The following is a 23,499-nucleotide window of genomic DNA, read 5'->3' as shown; positions in this document are numbered from 1 at the left end:
GCTCGGACGGTGGATCGACATGCCCGTCGGAATGAGGCCGAGGACCGGGGTGTCACGAGCGGGCCTCGCTGGTCCATGATCGTCGCCGTGCCTCTGAGAGGCTGTCGGCTGCCGAATATGCGGCAATAGTTACACTGGTTACATCAAAAATTCCCCTCAGCTTGGAATCTTTGCAGGATCGAGTGATATTTTTGATGGGTGGTCCGTGATGAACGATTCCTAGAGCTCGCCGGCTTTGCGGAGTCGCAGTGGGGCCTGCTCACCGCTGCTCAGGCCGCAACCCTGGGTGTATCCGCTCAGCAGCTCAAGCGCCTTGCCGATCGGTCTCTGATTGTTCGCATTCGACACGGCGTCTACCGGCTGGCGGGCCTCGCGGAGTCGCCGGAGGTTGCGATCCGGTCCGAATGGCTGGCGCTGGAGCCGGCCCGGCCCGCTGGTGAACGGCTGGCCGACCCGGTTCCCGTCGGCGTGGTATCCCATCGGTCGGCGGCAAACCTGCAAGATCTGGGCGACCTCGACGCGGACATCCACGAGTTCATCGTTCCTCGCCGCCGCAGCACTCGGAGTCTCGATGTTTCCTTCCACGTCGGGGCCGTCGGCCGCCACGAGTGGCATATCGTCGACGGCCTACCTGTCACGCGCCCCTCGCGAACCGTGGTCGACCTCGCCGCTGCGCACACCGATGGAGGTCACCTGGCGACGGTTCTACGCGACGCCATCCTGAGCGGTGATACCACCGCGTCCGAACTCGCCGAAGCGCTTCGCCCATACGCCCACTATTACGGTGTCGCACTCGGCGACGGTTCCACCCTGATCAGGAACTTCATCGAGCAGGCCGGCCTGCCGGAGTCCGTGCTGTCCCTGGCCGCTCACTCGGATTCACCGGCGCTGGCCGAGGCCGTGCTACGGAACATGCAGGCCAAACCCACCAAAGTTCGGGTCGACACCAGCGCCACAGCCGTTGTGTCCCATGACCCGAACGCCACAGTGGCAGCCGATCTGCCCGCCGAGGTGTGGAAGTATCTGCGTGACCGGGTGGGCGGGGCGGTGCTCGACGAGGTCCTGCGGAAATTGCCGGACGTCGCAGCCGCCGCCTCCGACGACATCGTGCGCAAGCTGATGACCGAATTGGGTGCGACCTCACAGGTATTGCCGGCGGATCGTTCCGGAGCAAGCGGAGAAGACGAAGGGGGACAGTGACGGTCTACAAGACCGGCTCGGCCTTCAAGGCCGCGCTGACTCGACTGCTCCGGAACATGTCACACGTGACGGGCCGTCCGGTGGCCGAGCTTCACCGCGAGTTCTTCATGCAGCGCTTTCTTGCGCGGATCTTCACCGACCCGACCGTGCCATGGATCGTGAAGGGCGGCGGCGGATTACTGATCCGTCTTCCGGGCGCCCGCTACAGCAGAGATCTCGACCTGCTGCACACCACCGCCGATCTCGAGCAGGCGGTGACCGAACTGCGGGAGATCGCCGGCACCAGCAAAATCGACCCGTTCCTCTTCGATATCGCCCTGAAGACACGGCTCACCGGCCACACCGAGGGGGCCACTCTCAACGCCACCGCATTCTTCGGTGCGATGCGACTGGCGCAACCGATCCCTATCGATCTGTCGATCGGCCGGGAACTGATCGGCGATATAGAACGCCTTGTCCCGCGGCCGGTCATTGAGATCGCGGATGTGGCACCACTGCCGAAGTTCGCGGTTTACCCCATCGCCGACCAGATCGCGGACAAAGTCGCAGCGATGTACGAGTTGCATCGGGGCGGGGGAACTCCTTCCACCAGATACCACGACCTCGTCGATCTGCTGCTGCTCACGCGCGCGTATCCCGTCGACGCGGCGAAGACCAGGGCAGCTTTCGCGCGGGAACGTGCTCGTCGTGGCAACGTCGCGTTGCCGTCGAGTATCTGCTCGCCCGGTCCGGGGTGGACGATCGGTTACCGAAACGAAGCTCGATCATCGACGTTGCCGACCGATCTACACGTCCTCGAGGCGGCGCTCGGGTCCGTGGGCGAATGCCTGAACCCGCTGCTCGACGGCACTGTCACGGCCGGGGAATGGAACCCCGAAAGTCGTTACTGGACAACATAATTCATGGTCCTGGTCCGATCCGGATGCTCGGCGGCGATCGCAGGCGATGCCGCCCGGATGCTCTCGCGAGCACCCGGGCGGTGTCCGTCAGCTCACGACTTCGGCTCCGGTCGGTGGGGGCGTCAGCTCTCCCAGTTCCGCGTCCGTCAGTAGTCGGGAGCGGATCAGGAAGCGGACGCCCTCGGGGGCTTCGAGGGAGAAGCCGCTGCCTCGGCCGGGGACCACGTCGACGGTGAGGTGGGTGTGTTTCCAGTACTCGTATTGGTCGGCACTCATCCAGAAGGGGGTGTCCTCGCTCACGGTGCCCAGGAGGACGTCGGCGGCGCCCACGCGGAATTCGTTGCGCGGGTAGCACATCGGGGCGCTGCCGTCGCAGCAGCCGCCGGACTGGTGGAACATCACCGGGCCGTGTTGCCGAATCAGGGTGTGCACCAAGGTTTCCGCGGCCTCGGTGAGATCCACGCGGGTGGGCATCAGAAGAACCCGAGCTTCTTCGGTGAGTAGCTCACCAGCAGGTTCTTGGTCTGCTGGTAGTGGTCGAGCATCATCTTGTGGTTCTCGCGGCCGATGCCGGACTTCTTGTAGCCGCCGAAGGCCGCGTGGGCGGGGTAGGCGTGGTAGCAGTTGGTCCAGACGCGGCCGGCCTTGATGCCGCGGCCGAGGCGGTAGGCGGTGTTGGCATCGCGGGTCCAGACGCCGGCGCCGAGGCCGTAGAGGGTTTCGTTGGCGAGTTTCAGGGCCTCGTCGACGGAGTCGAAGGTGGTCACCGATACCACCGGGCCGAAGATCTCCTCCTGGAAGATGCGCATGTCGTTGCTGCCCTTGAAGATCGTCGGCTCGATGTAGTAGCCGTTCGGGTAGCGGTCGACCTTGCGGGAGCCGCCGCCGGTGAGGACCTCGGCGCCCTCCTGCCGGCCGATGTCGAGGTAGGACAGGATCTTCTCGTACTGGTCGTTGCTGGCCTGCGCGCCGATCATGGTGGTCTCGTCGAGCGGGTCGCCGCCGACGATCGCCTTGGTGCGGGCGATGCAGCGCTCGATGAACTCGTCGTAGATCGAGGACTGGATCAGCGCGCGCGACGGGCAGGTGCACACCTCGCCCTGGTTCAGCGCGAACATCACGAAACCCTCGACCGCCTTGTCCAGGAAGTCGTCGTCCGCGGCGGTGACATCCTCGAGGAAGATGTTGGGGCTCTTACCACCCAGCTCCAGGGTGACCGGGATGATGTTCTCGCTGGCGTACTGCATGATCAGCCGGCCGGTGGTGGTCTCGCCCGTGAACGCGACCTTCGCCACCTTCGGGCTGGAGGCCAGCGGCTTACCGGCCTCCACGCCGAAACCGTTGACCACGTTGAGAACTCCCGGCGGGAGCAGGTCCGCGATCAGCTCCACCACCTTCAGGATCGAGGCGGGGGTCTGCTCGGCGGGCTTGAGCACCACGGCATTTCCGGCGGCCAGCGCCGGCGCCAGCTTCCAGGTCGCCATCAGGATCGGGAAGTTCCACGGAATGATCTGTCCCACCACGCCGAGCGGCTCCTGGAAGTGGTAAGCGACGGTGTCGGCGTCGATTTCGGAGATGCCGCCCTCCTGCGCGCGGACCGCGCCGGCGAAGTAGCGGAAATGGTCCACCGCCAGCGGCAGATCGGCCGCCTTGGTCTCCCGGACCGGTTTGCCGTTCTCCCAGGTCTCCGCGACGGCGAGCGCCTCCAGATTCGCCTCGATCCGATCGGCGATCCGGTTGAGGATGTTGGCCCGCTCGCCCGCGGGGGTCGCGCCCCAGGCGTCGGCGGCGCGATGCGCGGCGTCCAGCGCCAGGTCGATATCGGCGGCCGACGAGCGGGCGACCTCGCAGATCGTCTCCCCGTCGACCGGGGACGGATTGTCGAAGTAGCGGCCCTCGACCGGCGCGGTCCACTCGCCCCCGATGAAATTGTCGTACCGGGACGGGTAATCGACGACGCTGCCGTCCGCGCCGGGCTTGGCGTAGATCATGGCTGTGCTCCTCGCTGAGTCGAGACGGTCGGTGATGTGGATCACTATGCTCAGCGCGGGTTGGCGGAAGGTTGACGACACGGCGACGCGACCGGAACCGCCGGTTCGTCAGCGGCGCAGCGCGGTGTGCCGGCGGGCCACGGCGACGGCCCGGCGGGGATCGTCGGGCGGCAGCAATTGCAGCGCGTGCTCGTGTACGGCGATGTCGTCGGGCACCCGCTCGCCGTAGCGCAACGCGTGCGACGGATCCGGATCGGCGAGTACCGCGGCGCGCACGCCGACCGCGAGATGGTCGCGCCACTCCACGATGCCGGGCGTGTCGGAGCCCGGCAGCAGCGGTCCGCGATACAGCCGGACCGCGGTCGCGGTGTCACCGGCCGCCAGCGCGGCGACCAGCTCCACCGCATCGCAGGCCAGCGGGGTGGTCAGCCGGTAGACGCGGTTGGCGATCTCCCCGCCGGTGGCCCGGCGCAGATGGGAGACATCGGCTTTCAGCGTGCTGGAACCCGCCTGGCGGCCGCCGTAGACGGCGTGGTGCAGCCGCTGCGGGGTGAATCCGTCCGGTTCCAGCGCGAGCAGCGTGAGGATCTCCAGCTGCCGCGGCCGTAGCCGGATCGGCCGCCCGGCGCGGGTGAGGCCCGCGGCGCCGAGACAGCGCAGGCGGATGCCGGTGACCGGCGTGGCGGCGGTCTCGGCGCGCAGCTGGGTTTCGATGGCGCTGACCAGGGTTCGCACCGTCGACATCGCCAAGGGGTTCGAGCGGTCCCAGGAGGCCGACAGATCCAGGACCCCGAGCCGGTGTCCGTCCGGGGCGTGGATCGGCGCGCAGTAGCAGACCCAGCCGTGCAGCGCGGCCACCAGATGTTCGGCCGAGAACACCGTGCTCGGCGTTCCGGTGCGCAGCGCCAGCGACAGCGCGTTGGTGCCCATGTGCGCCTCGTCCCAGCGGCCGCCCGGCGCGAAGTTCACCTGTTCGGCGCGGCGGCATGGCCGGTCCGCCGTAGGACCAGAGGATGGTGCCGTCCGCGTCGGTGACCGCCGCGATGTAGCCCGCGTCGTGCGCGATGCTGTGCAGCGCACCGGTGAGCGCGGTGACCGGACCGTGCAGCGGCGAGGCCGCCCAGCGCGGGCCGATGTCGGCGGAATCGTCCGGGGCGCATGTGGTTTCGGGATCGACGGTGCGCATCGAGCGCTGCCAGGACTGGGCGACCTCGCGCCGCACCCCGGATTCGGCGGGCGCGGGCACCGGCTGCGGCGACCCGGGAATCACCCGCGCCCATTCCTGTTCCAGCGCGGCCCGCCGCCGCGACAGGCTGCTCCGCTCCGTCATCGGACGAGCCCTTCCGCACGACACTCTCGCGAACCATCATGCACCACCGGTGCATCCGGCTGCGGCGAGTTCGGTGGTCAGTCCGGATCCGGGCCGGGGAAGTCCTCGATGAAGCGTTCGTACCCGTCCAGCAGCCTTGCCAGGCAGAACTCGAAATCGGCGTCCGCCCAGTCGACATTGTCGTCGTCGAAGGCGCGGGCGCTCAGCGTCCGGACCAGTGCCGGGAACCGTTGCGGATCGAGGACCCGCGCGAGGATCTCGGGGTAGCCGGTGATCTCGGTAGCGTTCCGGGTGTCGCGCTGGAACCGTGCCCGGCCGATGACGTACAGCGAGAGGTTCAGTACCAGTTGTAGTTTCAGCTGGTCGGGGACGTTCGTGCCCTCCACGGCGGTGAGGCCGGCGTTCAGCCACGCCATATTGTTGGGGCCCATCGGCGGGGTGGCGATCGGGATGTCCAGCCACCACGAATGTGCCTGTAGCGCACGGAATTCCGCCCAGGCCCAGCGGTGCAGCCCATCCCGCCACGGGGTTCCGGGCGGGATGTCCGGCGGCGTGCCGACCACGCGGTCGGAGAGCAGATCCAGGAGGGTGTCCTTGCTGTCGACGTAGCGGTACAGCGACATGGTGGTGAAGCCGAGCCGTTCGGCGACCCGGCTCATCGACAGCCCGGCCAGCCCGTCGGCGTCGGCGATCGCCATCGCCGCGTCGACGATCTGGTCGAGGCTCATGCCGCGCCGCGGGCCGCGGCTGCCCGCACTGCCGAGCCCCCAGAGCAGCTCCACCGATTTCGGCAGTGTCACCTCGCCGGGCCCCGGCACTGCCCTCTCGCCGGGCCCCGGCAGCGCCCTCTCGCCGGGCTTCGGCAGTGTCACCTCGCCGGACTCCGGCCGTGTCACCTCGCCGGGCTCGTCCACAGGGTCTCCGATCGTCGTCGTTTCCTGGACGTCATCTTGCCCGGTCCGGAAAACTGTGTATCTTATAAACAGAGTGTACCTCGCACACAGTTTCTCTCGATCGGATGTCCCATGGCTCCTCCTCCCACGTCCGCCATCGCCGTCACCGGGCTGGCCAAATCCTTCGGCGGTGTTCCGGTGCTGTCCGGGATCGACGTGAATGTCCCTGCCGGAACGGTCTTTTCGCTACTCGGCCCGAACGGCGCGGGGAAGACCACGATGGTCCGGATCCTCGCCACGCTCGGCGCCGCCGACCGCGGAGAGGTCCGCGTCGCCGGCCACGATGTGCTGCGCGAGCCGGACGCGGTGCGCCGGCTGATCGGCGTCACCGGCCAGAACTCCGCGGTCGACGACGTGCTGACCACGGCCGAGAATCTGCGGCTGGTCGGCAATCTGCTGCATCTGACCGGCGACGAGATCAGCCGCCGCACCGGCAATCTGCTGAAACGGTTCGACCTGGTCGCCGCGGCGGGTAAGCGGGCCGGTGCGCTGTCCGGCGGCACCCGCCGCCGGCTCGATCTGGCGATGAGCCTGATGGGCGATCCGCGGATCCTGTTCCTCGACGAGCCCACCACCGGACTCGATCCGCGCAGCCGCCGGGAGCTGTGGGCCGTGATCCGGGACCTGGTCGCGGGCGGCGTGACGATCTTCCTCACCACCCAGTACCTGGAGGAGGCCGATCAGCTGGCCGACCGCATCGCGGTGCTCGACGGCGGGCGGATCGTCGCCGAGGGCACGCCCGCCGAACTGAAGCAGCTCGTGCCGGGCGGGCACATCCGGCTGACCTTCACCGATACGGCGGGTCTGACCGCCGCTTCCCGGCTGGTCCCGGCCGCGGAGACCGATGCCGGTGAACTGGCGCTGCGCGTGCCGTCGGACGGCAGCGCCGGGCAGATCGCCGGGCTGCTGGGCCGTTTCGCCGACGAATCCATCGCGATCGGCGAACTCACCATCCACACACCGGATCTCGACGACGTGTTCTTCGCGCTCACCGGCGCACCGGCCGGAAAGGAATCCCGATGACCCACACCACCACCATGATCCGGCCGCCGGCGGCGGTCCGGGCGGTCCGTGAGGCGACGACGATGGCCGGCCGCAACCTCCGGCACACGCTGCGCAGCCCCGACACCATGATCATGACGCTCGCCGTGCCGATCATGATCCTGCTGCTGTTCGTGTACATCTTCGGCGGGGCGATGCGCGTCGACGGGCACTACATCGACTACGTGGTGCCCGGAATCATCCTGCTGTGCGCCGGATTCGGATCCGGCACCACCGCGGTCGGCGTCTGCACCGATATGCGCAACGGCATCATCGACCGCATCCGCACCCTGGCGGTCCGGCGGTCGTCGATGCTGGTGGGCCATGTGGCGGACAGCGTGCTGCGCAACCTGTTCACCACCGCGCTGGTGGTACTCGTCGCCGTCGCAATCGGTTTCCGGCCCACCGCCGATCCGCTGCGCTGGCTCGGGGTGCTCGGGCTGGTGGCGCTGTTCGTGCTGGCGTTGTCGTGGCTCGCCGCGGCGCTGGGACTGCTGGCCGCGAATCCGGAGGCGGCCAACGGCTTCACCTTCGCCTACATGTTCCTGCCTTATGTCAGTAGCGCTTTCGTGCCGCCGGACACCATGCCGGTGTGGTTGCGCTGGTTCGCCGCGAATCAGCCGATCACGCCGATCACCGAAACCATCCGGGGCCTGCTGATCGGCACGCCGACCTGGCACGACGCCGTACTCGCGGTGGCCTGGTGCGCCGGCATCGCGATCGGCGGCTATCTGCTCGCAGGTGCGCTGCTGCGGCACCGCACGCGGGATTGAGCAGCGGGGCTTGATCGGCGAATGACGGTCGGGTACAGACAGGTTCCATGAATATGCGAATGTCGGCGATCGGTATCGGGGCGCTGTGCCTGTTGCTCACCTCCTGCGGGGGTCTGCACGGTCACCCGGTGCCGGCCGCCGATACCCCGGCCGCCGCGATCCCCACGAGCAAGGCCGCGGCCGTCTCGCCGGGCGCGACGCTACCCGAGATGACGGCGTGGGTGCAGGCCGGGCAGTCGGTGGATCGCAAGGGTTTCCACACCGTCACCCGCGACGGCGCCACCACCGATCTCGGTGACGATGTGGCGTTCACCAGTCCGTCGCAGAAGATCAAATGCATGACCTCGTCCAAGATGTCGCCGTACGCCGAGGGGCTCAGCTGCCTGGTGCAACTGGTCGACCCGCCGGCCCGGCCCGCCACGGTCGGCGCCGATTCCAACTGGGTGGGCGGGTGGCTGGACTATCCCGGCGATGCGCTGAATGTCGGCGCCCAGCACGGTGATCCGGGTCAGTTCGTGAACGGGTACGGCGCGGTGCTGGACTACGGCAGCCGGCTCACCTTCGGCGACTACGACTGCCGGATGGACAGCAACGGGCTCACCTGCGTCGACAAGTCCGCCGGATCCGGTGCGCGGATCAACGATTCGGGTGTGCAGCCGGTCGGCTGCCTGCAGCGCACCGATCCCGGTACGCACGGTGTCGCATATGCCTGCGCCGGTGCGGATTCCTCGTCACCGGATACCGACACCAGCACGACGACCACCGCACGGCCGACCCCGACCCGGTAACCGGGCCGGGGCCGGGCGTGATGCCGGTGCGGCGGTACCGATCACGCCGTCCCGGCGGCCGGCCCGTCGTCGGCGAATCCGAAGGCACAGAAGGTCCAGACCTCCTCGGCCGTGATCGGCCGGCCGGGGAGATCGTCGTTGCTGCCGATGGACTGGGCCAGGAACAGCACCATCTGCGTCATCAGGGTGGCGGTGCGGTCGGCGTCGACCTCGGTACGCAATCGATGTGCGGCGCCGACCTTTTCGATCAGTTCGGTGAACAGCGCCACCAACGGGGTGTGCGCGAGCTGCACCTCGGCCGGATGCGTCACCAGCAGCTGGGTGGCGAACTCGGTGAGCAGCGGGCGGATCGGGGCCGCGTCCGGCCGGGACAGCTCGAACAATTCGTGACAGGCCGCCCGCAGCTGCTGCAGCGGGTCGGTGTGGACGGCGGCCGCGGCGTGGATCTGGTCGGACAGTTGTGCCAGCGCGTCCTCGTACAGCGCGAGCAGCAATTCGTGTTTACCACTGAACTGCAGGTAGAACGTGCGTAGCGACTGTCCGGAGCGATCCACCACCTCCTGGACGGTGAAATCGGTATTGCCCTTTTCGACGATCAGCGCGCGGGCGGCCTCGAGGCATTCCTGAACCCGTTGCTCAGCACGAAGTTTCGCGGTTCGGATGGACCGCTCCACCGCGCGTTGCTTCCAGACCGGCTCTTTCCTGAAGGTGCCCACCGTGTGATCGGCCTTTCGCCAGCGTTGGAGAGAGCAAGCTTACACTCCGACTACGTACTAATTCTCGAATAGGAGAATAGCATTCTCGCATGGGATGTATGTGGAAGTTGACACTCATTCGCTGGGCGAAATAACGGTGTGGGCCGAGTCGGGTCTAGTAGCTGCCCGACGCACTGCCCGTCGGCGGGCGGTAGTAACCCGGACCGCTCCAGACCGGCGGCCCGTCGTGCCAGCGCGGCGGGTGGTAGCCCCAGCCGCCGTCGTGGCCGCGGTGGCCCCAGATCTCGTCACCCTGCTGCTGCTGGGTGATCGGGACTCCCTGTGCGAAAGCCGCTGCGGCGGTGAGGCCGACCGGCGCCGCGGCGACGGCCGCGACCACCGCGATGCGGGCGGCCGTTCTGGTCAGTGCTGTGTTGCGGAACATCGGATCTCCTGAGTTCGGACGGCCGGTAATTCCGGACCAGCCGTTCACAATGATGCCATCGACCAATGTACCGTTATCTATCGGCGAGATCCAGTTTCAAGGAAACTTAGGCAATAACGGCAGTTGAGCGGTGTCGGTGGGGAACTTTTCCAGATGGTCACCATCTGACGTGCCATCGATTGGCGGCATGTTCGCCATCGTCCTTGCGCGGCGAGGCGGTCGAATCCTCTATCAGTTGATTAGATCACATGATAGAGATTCGGCACGGCGGAGTGCCCGGCCGTGATTAGAATGCGCCTGGTGACCGATGCGAACGGGAGTGACCTGCGGGTGAGCGAGGCCGAACTCGCCATGCCCACCGAGCGCCGGCTGGTGCTGGCGGCGGAACGACTGTTCGCCGAACGGGGCATCGACGGTGTCTCGCTGCGCGCGGTGATGGCCGCCGCGGGCACCAATGTGGCGTCGGTGCACTACCATTTCGGATCCAAGGAAGCGCTGGTCGAGGTGTTGATCCGGCAGCGCAGCGACGAGGTCGCGGCCCGGCGCACCGCCCTGCTGGACGAGATGGAACAGGCCGGTCCGATCACCGTCCGGCAGCTGGCCGAGGCATTCGCGCTCCCGGTGTGGGAGATGGCCACCGGCGACGGCGCGGCGTGGGTCAAGTTCATCGCCGGCATCGTCGGCAGCGGACATCCGGCACTGTCGCTGGTGGCCGAGGGATTCACCGAGCAGGCCGTGCGGTTCATGGCGCTGCTCACCGCCGCGCTGCCCGAATTGCCCGGCGCCACCGCGCGTTTCCGCCTCGCGCAGGCCATGACGCTGACCTTCCAGGTGCTCGGCGATGTCCACCGCACCCAGGACCTGATGGCCATCTCGGGCCTGCGGCTGAGCCCGGACCAGGTCTACGCCGAACTCGTCGACGTCGTGACCGCGATGCTGTCCGGGCCCCCCGCCTGATTCAGCGGCCGAGCAACTCCGCCGCCAGTGCGCGGATCGCCTTCTTGTCCGGCTTGCCGAGCACCGTCAGCGGCAGCGCGTCTACGGGCAGTACATGTTTCGGCGACTGCACCGGCCCCTTGGCCCGTTTCACCGCGGCCTGGATCTCGGCGGTGACGGCCGCGACGCTGTCCGCGTCGCGCGCTTCGGGTTTCAGCACCACGACCGCGGTCACCGCCTCACCCCATTGCGGATCCGCCACACCCACGACGGCGACCTCCAGCACCTGCGGATGTTCGGAGACGACATCCTCCACCTCGCGGGGGAACACGTTGAACCCGCCGGTGACCACCATGTCCTTGCTGCGGCCGACGATGTGCAGGAAGCCGTCGGCGTCCTCGCGGGCCAGATCGCCGGTGCGCAGCCAGCCGTTGCGGAACGTATCCGCCGTCACCTCGGGCAGATTCCGGTAGCCGTTCGCCAACAGCGGTCCGGAGACACAGATCTCGCCGACCTCGCCCGCGCCGACCGAATTGTCCTCGGGGTCGAGCAGTTTCACGCGCAGCGCGGCCGCGGGACGGCCACAGGAGGTCAGCCGCTCCTTGTCGTGTTCGTCCTTGGCGAGGTAGCTGATCACCATCGGCGCCTCGGATTGCCCGTAGTACTGGGCGAAGATCGGGCCGAACCGGTCGATGGCCTCGGTGAGGCGAGCCGGATCGATCGCGGAGGCGCCGTAGTACACGATCTCCAGCGACGACAGGTCGCGGGTGCGGCTGTCCGGATGATCCAGCAGCGCGTAGATCATCGAGGGCACCAGCATCGTCGCGGAGATCCGGTATTCCTCGATGGCGCGCAACACCTCTCCGGCGTCGAAGCGCGGCAGCACGAAGCACTGACCGCCGAGCAGCACGGTCGGCAGGAAGAACGCGGCCCCGGCATGGGACAGCGGCGTGCACAACAGGAATCGCGGCCGCCGCGGCCATTCCCATTCCTGCAGTTGGATCGCCGTCATCGTCGCCATCCCGCCGGCGGTGCCGACCACACCCTTCGGCTTACCGGTGGTGCCGCCGGTGTAGGTGATCGAGATGACGTGATCCGGCGCCAGTTCGTTCGCCTCGATGGCCGGATCGGGTTCGTACTTCGCGACCTCCGCGAGCAGATTCACCCCGACATCGGACAGTTCGTCCGGAACCGGGCCCAGCACGAGGACTTTCGTGAGCTCCGGGACCCGATCGACCAGGGCGCGGGCGCGCTGCACGAACGGCGGCAGCGGATCCAGGATGAGGGTGGTGATGCCGGCGTCGGCCAGCACGTAGGCGTGGTCGTCCAGGCCGCCCATGGGATGCAGTGCGGTGCGGCGATGTCCGCGCACCTGGCCCGCGCCGAGGATGAACAGCACCTCGGTGCGGTTCAGCGCCAGCAGCGCCGACGGGGTGCCGGTGTCGACGCCGTGCGCCGCGAAAGCCTGGATGTACCGGCTGATCTCGGCGATCACGTCGGCGCCGGTGAGCACGGTGTCGCCGAGGGTCATCACCGGTGCGGTGCGGTGCCGGCGCAGACCCGCCAGCAGGGAATGCCCGTTGTGCACCGGAAGCCGCAGCCGCGTATCGGGATCGATGGTCGTCATGAGGGGGCTCCGATCGGTTGCCGTCAGTTCTGTGCCGCGCCGGCGGGCGCGGCGTAGGCGGTGACCATGCAGGCGCCGCCGAGTCCGAGGTTGTGTGCCAGGCCGATTCGCGCACCCGGCACCTGCCGGTCGCGGGCCAGCCCGCGCAGCTGCCAGGACAGCTCCGCCGCCTGCGCGAGGCCGGTGGCGCCGAGCGGATGCCCCTTGGAGATCAGCCCGCCGGACGGATTCACCACCCAGCGGCCGCCGTAACCGGTGGCCCCGGATTCCACCAGTGCGCCGGATTCGCCCGCCGCGCACAGGCCCAGCGCCTCGTAGGTGATCAGCTCGTTGATCGAGAAGCAGTCGTGCAACTCGATGACGTCGACGTCGTCCACGCCGATTCCCGCGGCGTCGAACACCTTTCGTGCCGCGGCGCGGGTCATCGGCGCGCCGACCACGTCGATCATCGACCCGGCGCCGAAGGCGGAGGCGTCGTCGGTGACCAGCTCCTGGGCCAGGATCTCCACCGCCTGCGCCTCGAGCCCGTGCGCGACCACGAAATCCTCGCTCGCGATCACCGCGGCGGCGGCGCCGTCGGACATGGGGGAGCACTGCGAGCGCGTCAGCGGGCCGTGTACCGGCCGGTCGCCGAGCACCTGCTCGAGGGTGTACGGATCCCGGAACTGCGCCAACGGGTTTCGGGTCGAGTGCTGGTGGTTCTTCACCGCCACCGCGGCCAGCTGCTCGGCGGTGGTGCCGTAGCGGCGCATGTGCTCGATCGCGGCATTGCCGAAGAACTGGGTGGTCATCGGCGCGGTGCCGAATTCGAACTGCCCGGCCATCGCCTTCAGATGCGCGTCGATGGTGGTGACCTTCGGCGCGGCGCCGGATCCGGCCATGGCCTCCTTCGTCATCTGCTCGAAGCCGACGGCCAGGGTCACCTCCGCCGATCCGGCGCCGACCCATTCCCGCGCGAGCATCAGGGCGGTCGACCCGGTCGCGCAGTTGTTGTTGACGTTGACGATCGGGATGCCGGTCAGGCCGATGTCGTACAGGGTGCGCTGCCCCGCCGCCGACGGCTGGAACACGTAACCCACTGCGGCGCGCTGGATCCGGTCGTAGCCGATTCCGGCATCGCTCAGCGCGGCGCCCACCGCCGCACCCACCATCTCCGGATAGGTCCACTCCCGGGACCCGTTCTTGACGAACGGTGTCATCCCGACACCGACGACGAACACCCGTCGCATCCTGTGCCTCCTCCACTGCCCTCGAGCATGAACCGCCCGCGGCCTACTGTCCGGTGAATCTCGGTTCCCGCTTCTCCACGAACGCCTTCCGGCCCTCCCGCGCATCGGCGGAGGTGATCACCTCGCGCACGAACCGCGCCTCGACGGCGCGTGCCTCGTCGTCGGGCAGCCAGCCACTGGCCAGCAGCGCCGCCTTCGCGTGCTGAACCGCCAGCGGTGAATTGCGGGCGACCCGCTCGGCGAGCTCGTGCGCGCGGGCCAGTGCGGTGCCGGCCGGCGCCACATGCCCGACGAGCCCGAATTCGTAGGCCTCCCGGGCGGTGAGCGGTTCGCCGGTGAGGATCATCTCCATCGCCTTGGTGTACGGGATCTGCCGCTTCAGCCGCACCGTCGACCCGGCGCCCGGGATCAGCCCGCGCCGCACCTCCGGCAGCCCGAACACCGCGTGCTCGTCGGCCACCCGGATATCGGTCTGCTGCAACATCTCCAGACCGCCGCCGAGGCACGCGCCGTTGACCGCCGCGATCAGCGGTTTGCGCAGCGACCGGGTCAGCAGCAGCCCGCGGCCCAGCACGCCCGGATCGAAATCCGCGCGCCGCTGCCCGTCGGTCATCCAGCCGTCGCCGAGATCGCCACCGACGCAATAACTCTCGCCCGCACCGGTGAGAATCGCGACCCGGATCGTGTCGTCGGCGTCGATATCCTGCCAGGCCCGCGCGAGCAGTTCGATCATCGGCAGATTCAGCGCGTTGCGACGTTCCGGGCGGTTCATGGTGACCACCGCGATCGCGCCGGATCGCTGCAGCAGCACCGGTTCCGGGCCGTTCATGCGTCCGGCCGATCGCCGCCGACCACCCAGAGCGCGTGGAACTGCGAGGCGCCACCCATCGCGTGCCCGATCGCCCGCCGGGCGCCGGGGACCTGCCGATCGCCGGCCAGCCCGCGCACCTGGAGCGCCGCCTCCAGGAAGCGCACGAGACCCGTTGCGCCGGTGGGGTTCCCGGACAGCACCCCGCCGGACGGATTGATCGGCAGCCGGCCCTCGAACCGGGTGTCGCCCGCGTCCACCAGCCGCCAGCCCTCGTGCGGCGGCGCCAGGCCGATGTTCTCCAGCCACATCGGCTCGTACCAGCTGTAGGGGATGTACAACTCGGCGAGGTCGATCTCGCCGGCCGGATCGGTGATACCGGCCTGCCGGTACGCGTCGGCCGCGCATTCGGCGCCGGCGCGCGGATTCACCTCGTCGCGGCCCGCGAAATGACCGGTCTCCGTGCGCCAGGACATGCCGTGGATCCAGGCCGGCGGCCGGGCCGGCGCGCCGATGTCGTCCCCGCCGGTCAGCACGATCGCCGCGGCGCCGTCGGAGGACGGGCACGATTCCAGATAGCGGATCGGATCCCACAACATCGGTGAGTCCCGGACCTTCTCGACGGTGATGTCCGGCATGTGGATGTGCGCGTACGGATTTCGCAGCGCGTTGCGCCGGTGGTTGACGGCGACCTGCCAGCCGATGTGCTCGGGGGCCTGCGCGCGGCGGATGTACTCCCGGATCACCGGCGCGAAATGACCACCGGCCCCGGCGCCGAGCTTCGCACTGAACGGCAGCGGCCGCGACAGCGCCCAGGTGAAATTGCCCTCGGATTCCTTGGAATACGCCGCCACCAGTACCCGCCGGGCAAGGCCCGCCTGGATCAGGTGCGCGCCGTAGATGGCCGCGTGCCCGCCGACGCTGCCGCCGGTGAACACCCGGGTCACCGGTAAACCGCACGCGCCCAGCGCATCCGCGAGATACAGTTCCGGATTCATCACGCCATCGAACAGATCCGGCGTCTTCGACAGCACCACCGCGTCGACCTCGCCGAGCCCGAGTTCGGCATCCTCGAGGGCGGCGGCGACGGCCTCCCGGACCAGCGCGCCGATCGTCACCTCGCGGCGCTTGGCCTGCTTGCCCTGACCGACGCCGATCACCGCGACCGGTTCACCCACGACGATCTCCTTCCAGCAGGCACACCAGGTTCTGCTGCAGCGCTTGGCCGTTGGTCGCATGCGCCAGCGCGCGGCCGGCCCGGCCGGTGCGGATCGCGGCGGCCGCCTCGGCGATGCGCAGCAGTCCGGTCGCGGTGGCGGGCCGTCCGGCCAGCGGGCCGCCCGAGGGGTTGACGACGGTCGTCCCGGTGAGGCCGAATTCGCGGACCAGCAGGGGTTCCTGCGCCGAATACTCCACGTGCAGTTCGGCGACGTCGACCGCGGCCGCCGCGAAACCGGCGGTGGCCGCGGCCTTCTCGGCGGCCAGCCGCGCCGACGGCGCCCGGGTCAGGTCGCGCGAACCCGGATAGTGGGTGTCCATCCGGTGGTCGATCCCGCGGACCCAGGCGGGCCGGTCGGTGAGGTCCCGGGCGGCGTCACCGGCCGCCAGCACCACCACCGCCGCGGCATCGCCGATCGGTGAGATGTCGTGGGCGCGTAGCGGACTGGCCACATACGGGGCGGCGAGCAGGGTATCGGCCGCGACGGCGCCCGACACCTGGGCGTACGGATTCGACCGCGCGGCGGCGAGGCTGCGGGCGACGATGCGGGCCATCTCGCGTTCGGTGGTCACACCGGCGCGGATCAGCGCGTCGGCCTGAATTCCGGCGATCGCGTCCCGATGTGGTCGCAGCGGCGTCAGATAGTAGGGGTCCAGCTGCGTGGGGACGACCTCGTCGAGATCCGCCGGCAGTGAGCCGCGGCCGATTCCGTACACCAGCGCGATATCGCCGTGGCCCAGTTGCAGCCACGTCCACGCCTCGTGGAAGGCCCAGGCGGCGTCCATCTCCACGTGCGATTCGGAGATCGGCGGCCATGCGCCCACCGCGTCCAGCGATTCGATGTACGCGAAGGTGCGGCCCTCGTGGAAGTCGTGACTACCAGAGCACACGAAATCGATACGGCCACGCTCCAATCCGAGTCCGGCGAGCGCCGCCCGGATCACCGGCAGCAGGATGCCCGCCATATCGTCGCGCCGGTTCGCGGCCGCGCAGACCGACTGGGCGTCGCCGACGACGGCCACCTCACGCATCGCCGGCTCCGGCCGAATCGTGCTGCGGCACCGGCCGATAGTGCCGGATGCTGGTCCACGACGGCGCCGGATCGCCGTCGGTCCAGACCGGTTCCACCTCCATGCCGATGTGCACATCCGCCACGTCGACCTCGCGGATCAGATGCATCAGCCGGGTGTCGGCCCCGTGCGGCCGGATGTGCGCCACCACGTACGGCGGATCGATCTCCTGCCCGGGAAACGGGAAGCTCACCACACAGAAGGTGGAAACCGTTCCGCGCCCGTCGAGTTCGGTGGTGGCGCCGAGTTCGACCAGGCACCGCGCGCAGAATTCGGGCGCCGGCAGGTAGACCCGGTGACACGACGGGCACGCCCGCGCGAGCAGCCGCCGCTGCGCGAGCCCGCGCAGGAAGCCGGACCGGCCGGCCCCGGCGACGAACGTGTACCGCATCCGCAGCGGGGTGGGCATCACCGTGACTGCTTCCGGCAGTGGACGATTCACGATTCCTCCAGCGGTTCGAAGCACACCAGGTCGCGTAGTTCGCCGCGCGGCTCGTCGGCCCAGCGGGCCCGGACCCGCAACCCGTGCCGCACCCGGTCCGGATCGCCGCCGGTGTCGACCGCGCGGAAGAAGCTGCCCTCGGCGCCGTCGACGGCGACCAGTGCCCAGGCGAAATCGTGGTCCACCGGATCACCGTCGCGGTGCGGCACCCACGTCCACGCCTCGACACTGCCGTATGGCTCCAGATCGACCAGCTCGTCCAGTGATTCGCCGGTGACCGGGTCGAATTCCGCCGGGGGACACAGGATCGTGCCGCGCCGGGTCCGCACCCCGAGCAGTCGCCGGTCCCGCAGGCCACCCAGGAAGGTGCCGACCACCGTCCCCACGGTCCGCTCGAACGGGAACGCGATCTCGTATCCCGCGCACAGGCTCTCGGCTCCGTCGTCGTCGGCCATCGCGCTCCTTCCTCCGAGCCCGGAGTCTGCCTCAATCAAGTGATTAAATCAAGTGCTTGAACGAGGCGGGCGGCATCCGGGTGCACGGCGGGTTGCGGGAATTCGACACGGATATCACGATCCGCTTGGAATCGGTTGTGAGTTCGCTGGGGATCTGCGGAATGCATTGCGATGTCGAGAGGAATGGCGTGCAATGTTAGCGGTCCCTATGACCGGCGACAACCGGAAGAGGTATTAGTTGTGAAATCGAAATTGCTTGCCACTCTGTTCATCGGCGCGGCCGCGAGCATGATGATGGTGCCCGCGATCGGGGCGGCCTCGGCATCGCCGGCCGACCTGCCGGGCATCGCGCACCAGCAGCCGTGGGACCACGATCGTGACCACGACGGCTGGGGCGGATTCGAGCGACCGGGCTGGTTCGACCCGCGGGATCCGTTCCGCAACGACTGGCACTGCGACCGGCACGGCCGCTGGCACGAGGACGAGCACGACCGTTGGGGCCATGACGATTTCGGGCGTTGCCACGCCTGGTGACGCATCCCTGATCGATGCGCTCGCGGCGCCACCTTCCCGGTGGCGCCGCACCCGTATTCGGCGTATGTGACGGGCTGTGTACGGGGGCAGAGAATGCTTACGGTTTGCTGTTTTTCCTGGAGGTTTCGCCGCCGCTGCACTGTACTGATTCAGGTCCCCGCGATTCCCGGAAGAAAGAAAGGGATTTCGACGTGAAACGAAAACTGATCGGTACATTGTTCGTGGCCGCTGCGTCGGGTGCGCTCGTTGCCGGGCCGATGGTCGGCTCCGCGCTGGCCGACGTACCCGGATGGGCACACCAGCAGCCGGGTCCGGACTGGGGTGGATTCAACCGGCCCGGCTGGGCCGATCCGGCGGATCCGTTCCACAACGACTGGCACTGCGACCGGCACGGCCGCTGGCACGACGACGAGCACGACGGCTGGGGGCACGACGACGGCCGCTGCCATGCGTGGTGACCGTTCCCGCTGACGAGGCGGGCCTACGACCGGCGCGGCGATCCGATACGGATCGCCGCGCGTACCGTATTCGGGGCCGGTCACCCAACCCCGAGGAGCGCGCATGGCCGTCGAAGCCGTCCGGATCGAGACGGTCGAACCGTATGTCGACCCCCGCTACGAATCGGTCCGGGGCACGGTCGCCTTCGCCGTCGACCCCGCGCATCCGGCGAACGCGCGGATCACCGATCTCGCCCTCGCGCCGCGCGACGGCGACGGAGCGGTGCGATTCGAGGCCGATCTGCGGATGGTGCGCCCGGTCGGCGCCGGCAGCCGGAACCTGTTGCTGCTGGTACCCAATCGCGGCATGCTCGGCGGCCTGCCACTGAGTATGGGCGGCACCCCGGACTACACGAATCTCGAGAACGTCCCGCCCGGTGACGGATTCCTGCTGGACCGCGGCTGGACCGTCGCGTGGTGCGGCTGGCAGTGGGATGTGCGCCGCGGGCCGGGACAACTCGGCCTGACCGCGCCGGAGGCGGCGGTCGAACCCGGCTGGATGCGTGTCGAATGGCGTGCCGACATCGCGGAGAAGGAACATCCGCTCGCCGATGCCATGGCCGGTCTCGGCGCGCTGTTCTCGTTCACCGAATATCCGACCGCCGACCTCACCGACCCGGCGGCGGTGCTGACCGTGCGCACCGCGCCGGATGCCGAGGCGGTCGAGATCCCGCGTGGCGATTGGTATTTCACCGACCCCACGCATATCGCGCTGACCGGCGGCTTCCGACCCTTCCACTGGTATCGGCTGGTGTTCCGGACCTCCCGGGCCCCGATCGCCGGCTGCGGCCTGCTGGCGGTCCGGGATCTGGTCTCCCACCTGCGCACCGGCTTCGAGCACACCTTCGCCTACGGCATCTCGCAATCCGGCCGCTTCCTGCGGCAATTCCTGTGGGACGGAATGAATCTCGACGAGTCCGGGCGGCGGGTCTTCGACGGCGTGCACATCGATCGGGCCGGCGCCCACCGTGGCGAGTTCGACCACCGGTACGCACAGCCGTCGGTGACCGGGGTCGACGGTTTCGGCACGCTGCCACCGTTCGACACCGCGGGCCTGCTGGCCCGCCAGCGGGCCCTGGGCGGGGTCCCGAAGGTGGTGCAGGTCAACACGGCCGCCGAATACTGGCGCGGCGATTCGGCGCTGATCCACGTCGACGCCGCGACCGGCGCCGACCTGCCCGAGGATCCGGATGTGCGGGACTACCTCGTCGCCGGGACCGATCACTTTCCGCCGATGGGTGGTGTGAAGGCATTCTTCCCCGCCGCGAATCCGCCGCACGACCTGGATATGACGCCGGTGCTGCGCGCCCTGCTGATGGCGCTGGAGCAATGGGTGCGCGGCGAGGCCGACCCGCCGGACAGCCGGGTGCCGCGCGTCGTGGACGGCACCGCGGTGCCGCGTGCGGAGGTGCTGGGCCGATTCGCGCATGTGCACCGGCCCGATCCGGGCGCGCTGGCCGTCCCGCGTCACCTCGATCTGGGGCCCGGCGCCGATCAGGGCATCGGGCAGTGGCCCGCCCGGCTCGGCGAGCCGTATCCCGCGCTGGTGTCCGCGGTCGACGACGACGGCAACGAGATCGCCGGGATCCGCCTGCCCGCCGTCGAGGTCCCGGTGGCCGCCTACACCGGCTGGAATCCGCGCCGGCCGATGCCGGGACTCCCCGATGTGCTGTACGAAAGGCTCGGCAGCAAGGTCGATTTCCCGCCCGGCCGGCCCACGGTGGCGCAGCGCTACCCGACCGTGGCCGCCTACCGCACCGCCGTCGCGGCCGCCGCGGCCGCCGCCGACCGGCTGGTGTCGGCGCGACTGTTGCTGCCGGCGGACCGGACCGCGGTGGTGGCCGCCGCGGTCGCCGAATTCCGTTCCGCCGCAAGCTGACCGCCGATCGTCCGGCCGGGATCAGCCGCGCAACGCGTGGTCGGCCAGGGCGGTCCAGTCGGCCAGGACCTGTTTGCGGCGGGCCCGGTCCCGGCCGACCATATCGTCGAGGGTGGCGCCGCGTACCACGTTGATGGTGATCCAGAACGCGGACTCCAGGCGTTCGCGGGGGAGCGCCGGATCCAGCCGGGCGGTGCACATGTCGAGCAGTTCGACAGTGAGATCGTGCTGTACGCGCAGCATTTCGCGCCGCAGCGCGCGCTCGTAGGCGATGCCGACGTAGAGTTCCACCGCCGCGCGCCCCAGCTTGCCGGCGAAGGTCGCCGTCACCAGCTCCACCAGAACGCCACCGGCGGTGACGTTCTCGCCGAGGGCGCGGGCGCGCCGCTGCATCGCCTCGCGCTGGCGTTGGGTCAGATGGCCGATGGTCTGGGCGAACAGTTCCGCGCGGGTGTGGAAGTGGTGCAGTTGCGCACCGCGGGTGACCCCGGCGCGCGCGGTGATGTCCGCGATCGAGGCGCTGCCGTAGCCGACCTCCGCCAGTGAGTCGATCGCCGCGTCCAGCAGCAGCGCCCGGGTCCGCAGACTCTTCTCCTGATGTTTGTTGGGCGGCAGAGGAGAGGTCATCGGTCCAGTCTAGCGGGGACAAATTGCGTGCTGTCTTGCATGTAATCAAGTGCGGTACGTAATGTGATGAGCAACGACGTCGAATGCGGTGAGGAGAGGGACGACATGCCGGTGGACCGCCTGCTGCCCACCCCGGAGGCCCGGGACCTGCTGGAGCTGACCCGGGAGATCGCCGAGAAGGTGCTCGAACCCCAGGTCGTCCCGGCCGAGAAGAACGAGACCTATCCGGGGGAGGCGTTCCGCGCGCTGGGGGCGGCCGGATTGCTGAGCCTGCCGTACCCGGAGGAGTTCGGTGGCGGCGGGCAGCCGTACGAGGTGTACCTGCAGGTGCTGGAGGAGATCGGGTACCGGTGGGCGGCGGTCGCGGTCGCGGTGAGCGTGCACAGTCTGTCGTGCCATCCGCTGTTCGCCTACGGCACCGCCGAGCAGAAGCAGCGGTGGCTGCCGGATATGTTGTCCGGCACTCTGATCGGCGCCTACAGCCTGTCCGAACCGCAGGCCGGATCGGATGCGGCCGCACTGCGGTGCCGGGCCACCGAGGCGCCCGGCGGGTACCGCGTCACCGGTTCCAAGGCGTGGATCACCAACGGCGGCAAGGCCGATTACTACACCCTGTTCGCCCGGACCGGCGAGGGATCGCGCGGGATCTCCTGTTTCCTGGTGTCGGCCGATACGGAAGGGCTCGACTTCGGCCGGCCCGAGGAGAAGATGGGGCTGCGCGCGGTACCCACCACCACGGCGTCCTACGACGATGCGTTCGTCCCCGCCGAGCGGCGTATCGGTGAACCGGGGCAGGGACTTTCGATCGCGTTCAGCGCACTCGATTCCGGCCGGCTGGGTATCGCCGCCGTCGCCACCGGACTCGCGCAGCGCGCCCTGGACGACGCGGTCGCCTACGCCAAGGAGCGGGAGGCGTTCGGCCGCAGGATCATCGATCATCAGGGCCTGGGATTCGTCCTGGCCGATATGGCCGCGGCCGTCGACACCGCGCGGGCCACCTACCTCGACGCCGCCCGCCGCCGGGACGCGGGGCTGGCGTACTCCCGTCAGGCCAGTGTCGCGAAACTGGCGGCCACGGATGCCGCCATGAAGGTCACCACCGATGCGGTCCAGGTGTTCGGTGGCTACGGCTACACCCAGGACTTCCCGGTCGAGCGCTATATGCGGGAGGCGAAGGTGATGCAGATCTTCGAGGGCACCAACCAGATCCAGCGCCTGGTCATCGCCCGGCATCTGGCCGGGGCCTAGTCCGGCACACCGGCCGCCGGTGCGGGACCGGATCAGCCGCGGCCGCGGATCAGCGGCAGGTAGACCTCGTCGATGATGTCGACGAGCACGTCGTCGGGTGCGCTGGGGACGCCGCGGACGACGAATTCGTTGCGCAGCAACACCATTGCGACCGTCGCGACGCGGGGATGCAGGGCCTCCGGGGCGGCCTCGCCGCGCGCGACGGCCCGGCCCAGAATGGTGAGACAGTCGGCGGTCATGCCGTCGGCGGACTGCTCGGGCAGCCGGGCCACCAGTTCGGTGGCGCCGCCGGCGGCCGCCAGCAACTCGCGCAGGATCGTGCCGAGCGGTGAACTCCAGTGCCGATTCGCGCGGCGGAGCAGTTCGAGCATGTCACCGCGCAGGTCGCCGGTGTCCGGCCGGTCGACCTCGGTGGTCAGCTGCCGGTAGGCGGCGATACCGAGCGCCAGGCGGTTCGGCCAGCGCCGGTACAGGGCGTTCTTGTTGGTGCCGGCCCGCTGCGCCACCTTGTCCATGGTGAGCCCGGCGAAACCCGATTCGGTGAGTTCGTCGGCGGCCGCGCGCAGGATTGCCGCTTCCAGGGCGGCCCCCCGCCGCCGGGTCCCCGCGCCGCCTTCCGTCTCCGCTGCTTCCGACACGGTTACCCACGGTACCCCGCACCCACATGCTTGCGGTCCCGCACTCCTCGGCAATAGGGTACTTCAAGTACCGTATTTTCCCGATGAAGGGTTCGATCATGCGCGCCAGAGGTATCAGCTACGACACCCGGCTTCCTGCAGAACGGCACGTTCTCCCGTCCCGACCTCGATCCGG

At 69.1% G+C, this 23,499-nt stretch carries 25 protein-coding genes; 10 read left to right on the top strand and 15 right to left on the bottom strand.

The window, feature by feature from the left end:
- Positions 1-198 precede the first annotated feature (198 nt).
- Both G361_RS48680 and G361_RS0129155 read left to right on the top strand, forming a co-directional pair.
- The gene (locus tag G361_RS48680) at positions 199-1,200 is read left to right on the top strand and encodes a type IV toxin-antitoxin system AbiEi family antitoxin domain-containing protein (protein WP_081635630.1); all 1,002 of its coding nucleotides are present in this window, start codon (positions 199-201) and stop codon (positions 1,198-1,200) included.
- Positions 1,197-2,099, top strand: a complete 903-nt coding sequence (locus G361_RS0129155) for a nucleotidyl transferase AbiEii/AbiGii toxin family protein (protein WP_019930670.1) — start codon at positions 1,197-1,199, stop codon at positions 2,097-2,099. Before G361_RS48680 ends, G361_RS0129155 begins: the two co-directional genes overlap by 4 nt.
- Positions 2,100-2,186: 87 nt before the next feature.
- Here the strand turns inward: G361_RS0129155 and G361_RS0129150 are convergent, their stop codons facing one another.
- The 4 genes from G361_RS0129150 to G361_RS0129135 form a co-directional block, all read right to left on the bottom strand.
- Entirely contained in the window at positions 2,187-2,573 is a 387-nt protein-coding gene (locus G361_RS0129150) for a DUF779 domain-containing protein (protein WP_019930669.1), read from the bottom strand.
- Complete coding sequence (gene adh, locus G361_RS0129145) at positions 2,573-4,090, bottom strand: aldehyde dehydrogenase (RefSeq protein WP_019930668.1); 1,518 nt, start codon at positions 4,088-4,090, stop codon at positions 2,573-2,575. Before adh ends, G361_RS0129150 begins: the two co-directional genes overlap by 1 nt.
- 108 nt (positions 4,091-4,198) lie before the next feature.
- A complete protein-coding gene (locus G361_RS45295) occupies positions 4,199-5,059 on the bottom strand; it encodes a hypothetical protein (RefSeq protein WP_019930667.1) in 861 nt (286 codons plus the stop codon).
- 438 nt (positions 5,060-5,497) lie between these two features.
- Complete coding sequence (locus tag G361_RS0129135) at positions 5,498-6,334, bottom strand: TetR/AcrR family transcriptional regulator C-terminal domain-containing protein (protein WP_019930665.1); 837 nt, start codon at positions 6,332-6,334, stop codon at positions 5,498-5,500.
- Positions 6,335-6,445: 111 nt separating this feature from the next.
- Between G361_RS0129135 and G361_RS0129130 the strand changes: the two genes are divergently transcribed.
- Genes G361_RS0129130 through G361_RS45290 form a run of 3 tightly spaced genes read left to right on the top strand, consistent with a single transcriptional unit; the run spans position 6,446 to position 8,975 of the window.
- On the top strand, positions 6,446-7,396 hold the full coding sequence (locus G361_RS0129130) for an ATP-binding cassette domain-containing protein (RefSeq protein ID WP_019930664.1): 951 nt from the start codon (positions 6,446-6,448) through the stop codon (positions 7,394-7,396).
- The gene (locus tag G361_RS0129125; RefSeq protein WP_019930663.1) at positions 7,393-8,187 is read left to right on the top strand and encodes an ABC transporter permease; all 795 of its coding nucleotides are present in this window, start codon (positions 7,393-7,395) and stop codon (positions 8,185-8,187) included. The genes G361_RS0129130 and G361_RS0129125 overlap by 4 nt, the downstream gene beginning before the upstream one ends.
- Positions 8,188-8,234: 47 nt before the next feature.
- On the top strand, positions 8,235-8,975 hold the full coding sequence (locus tag G361_RS45290; protein ID WP_019930662.1) for a hypothetical protein: 741 nt from the start codon (positions 8,235-8,237) through the stop codon (positions 8,973-8,975).
- A gap of 41 nt (positions 8,976-9,016) precedes the next feature.
- On the opposite strand, the gene G361_RS0129115 is transcribed toward G361_RS45290, so the two are convergent.
- Both G361_RS0129115 and G361_RS0129110 read right to left on the bottom strand, forming a co-directional pair.
- Positions 9,017-9,691 (bottom strand): TetR/AcrR family transcriptional regulator, encoded by a 675-nt coding sequence (locus tag G361_RS0129115; RefSeq protein WP_026343639.1) that lies wholly within the window; start codon positions 9,689-9,691, stop codon positions 9,017-9,019.
- Between the two features lie 154 nt (positions 9,692-9,845).
- Complete coding sequence (locus G361_RS0129110; RefSeq protein WP_019930660.1) at positions 9,846-10,115, bottom strand: hypothetical protein; 270 nt, start codon at positions 10,113-10,115, stop codon at positions 9,846-9,848.
- 291 nt (positions 10,116-10,406) lie between these two features.
- Here G361_RS0129110 and G361_RS0129105 point away from each other — a divergent pair, with 291 nt between their 5' ends.
- Complete coding sequence (locus G361_RS0129105; RefSeq protein ID WP_019930659.1) at positions 10,407-11,072, top strand: TetR/AcrR family transcriptional regulator; 666 nt, start codon at positions 10,407-10,409, stop codon at positions 11,070-11,072.
- A gap of 1 nt (position 11,073) precedes the next feature.
- On the opposite strand, the gene fadD8 is transcribed toward G361_RS0129105, so the two are convergent.
- From fadD8 to G361_RS0129070, 7 genes are read right to left on the bottom strand one after another with little or no spacing between them, the layout of a single operon-like run.
- Positions 11,074-12,678, bottom strand: a complete 1,605-nt coding sequence (gene fadD8 / locus G361_RS0129100; RefSeq protein ID WP_019930658.1) for a fatty-acid--CoA ligase FadD8 — start codon at positions 12,676-12,678, stop codon at positions 11,074-11,076.
- Between the two features lie 23 nt (positions 12,679-12,701).
- Positions 12,702-13,907 (bottom strand): thiolase C-terminal domain-containing protein, encoded by a 1,206-nt coding sequence (locus tag G361_RS0129095; protein WP_026343637.1) that lies wholly within the window; start codon positions 13,905-13,907, stop codon positions 12,702-12,704.
- Positions 13,908-13,950: 43 nt separating this feature from the next.
- Positions 13,951-14,736, bottom strand: a complete 786-nt coding sequence (locus G361_RS0129090) for an enoyl-CoA hydratase-related protein (RefSeq protein WP_019930656.1) — start codon at positions 14,734-14,736, stop codon at positions 13,951-13,953.
- Positions 14,733-15,893: a thiolase domain-containing protein gene (locus tag G361_RS0129085; protein ID WP_019930655.1), complete on the bottom strand. Its 1,161-nt coding sequence runs from the start codon at positions 15,891-15,893 to the stop codon at positions 14,733-14,735. Before G361_RS0129085 ends, G361_RS0129090 begins: the two co-directional genes overlap by 4 nt.
- Positions 15,886-16,965 carry a hypothetical protein gene (locus G361_RS0129080; RefSeq protein WP_019930654.1) on the bottom strand — a complete coding sequence of 360 codons (1,080 nt, stop codon included), beginning with the start codon at positions 16,963-16,965 and terminating at the stop codon, positions 15,886-15,888. The genes G361_RS0129085 and G361_RS0129080 overlap by 8 nt, the downstream gene beginning before the upstream one ends.
- On the bottom strand, positions 16,958-17,413 hold the full coding sequence (locus G361_RS0129075) for a Zn-ribbon domain-containing OB-fold protein (protein ID WP_036496010.1): 456 nt from the start codon (positions 17,411-17,413) through the stop codon (positions 16,958-16,960). The genes G361_RS0129080 and G361_RS0129075 overlap by 8 nt, the downstream gene beginning before the upstream one ends.
- A gap of 29 nt (positions 17,414-17,442) precedes the next feature.
- Positions 17,443-17,901 carry an OB-fold domain-containing protein gene (locus tag G361_RS0129070; protein ID WP_019930652.1) on the bottom strand — a complete coding sequence of 153 codons (459 nt, stop codon included), beginning with the start codon at positions 17,899-17,901 and terminating at the stop codon, positions 17,443-17,445.
- Between the two features lie 240 nt (positions 17,902-18,141).
- Here G361_RS0129070 and G361_RS0129065 point away from each other — a divergent pair, with 240 nt between their 5' ends.
- From G361_RS0129065 to G361_RS0129055, 3 genes are all read left to right on the top strand, one after another.
- Positions 18,142-18,435, top strand: coding sequence for a hypothetical protein (locus G361_RS0129065; RefSeq protein WP_019930651.1), 294 nt, complete (start codon positions 18,142-18,144; stop codon positions 18,433-18,435).
- 191 nt (positions 18,436-18,626) lie between these two features.
- Positions 18,627-18,893, top strand: a complete 267-nt coding sequence (locus tag G361_RS0129060; RefSeq protein ID WP_019930650.1) for a hypothetical protein — start codon at positions 18,627-18,629, stop codon at positions 18,891-18,893.
- Between the two features lie 103 nt (positions 18,894-18,996).
- Complete coding sequence (locus G361_RS0129055; protein ID WP_019930649.1) at positions 18,997-20,811, top strand: alpha/beta hydrolase domain-containing protein; 1,815 nt, start codon at positions 18,997-18,999, stop codon at positions 20,809-20,811.
- A gap of 21 nt (positions 20,812-20,832) precedes the next feature.
- On the opposite strand, the gene G361_RS0129050 is transcribed toward G361_RS0129055, so the two are convergent.
- Positions 20,833-21,438, bottom strand: coding sequence for a TetR/AcrR family transcriptional regulator (locus G361_RS0129050; protein WP_019930648.1), 606 nt, complete (start codon positions 21,436-21,438; stop codon positions 20,833-20,835).
- 105 nt (positions 21,439-21,543) lie between these two features.
- Here G361_RS0129050 and G361_RS0129045 point away from each other — a divergent pair, with 105 nt between their 5' ends.
- A complete protein-coding gene (locus G361_RS0129045) occupies positions 21,544-22,686 on the top strand; it encodes an acyl-CoA dehydrogenase family protein (RefSeq protein WP_019930647.1) in 1,143 nt (380 codons plus the stop codon).
- A 32-nt stretch (positions 22,687-22,718) separates the two neighbouring features.
- Here the strand turns inward: G361_RS0129045 and G361_RS0129040 are convergent, their stop codons facing one another.
- Positions 22,719-23,324 (bottom strand): TetR/AcrR family transcriptional regulator, encoded by a 606-nt coding sequence (locus tag G361_RS0129040; RefSeq protein ID WP_019930646.1) that lies wholly within the window; start codon positions 23,322-23,324, stop codon positions 22,719-22,721.
- Positions 23,325-23,499: the final 175 nt, after the last annotated feature.

It is taken from the genome of Nocardia sp. BMG111209, assembly GCF_000381925.1.
Taxonomy (GTDB): domain Bacteria; phylum Actinomycetota; class Actinomycetes; order Mycobacteriales; family Mycobacteriaceae; genus Nocardia.
The sequence above is the reverse complement of the archived record's forward strand: the minus strand, read 5'-3'. Positions and strand labels throughout refer to the sequence as shown.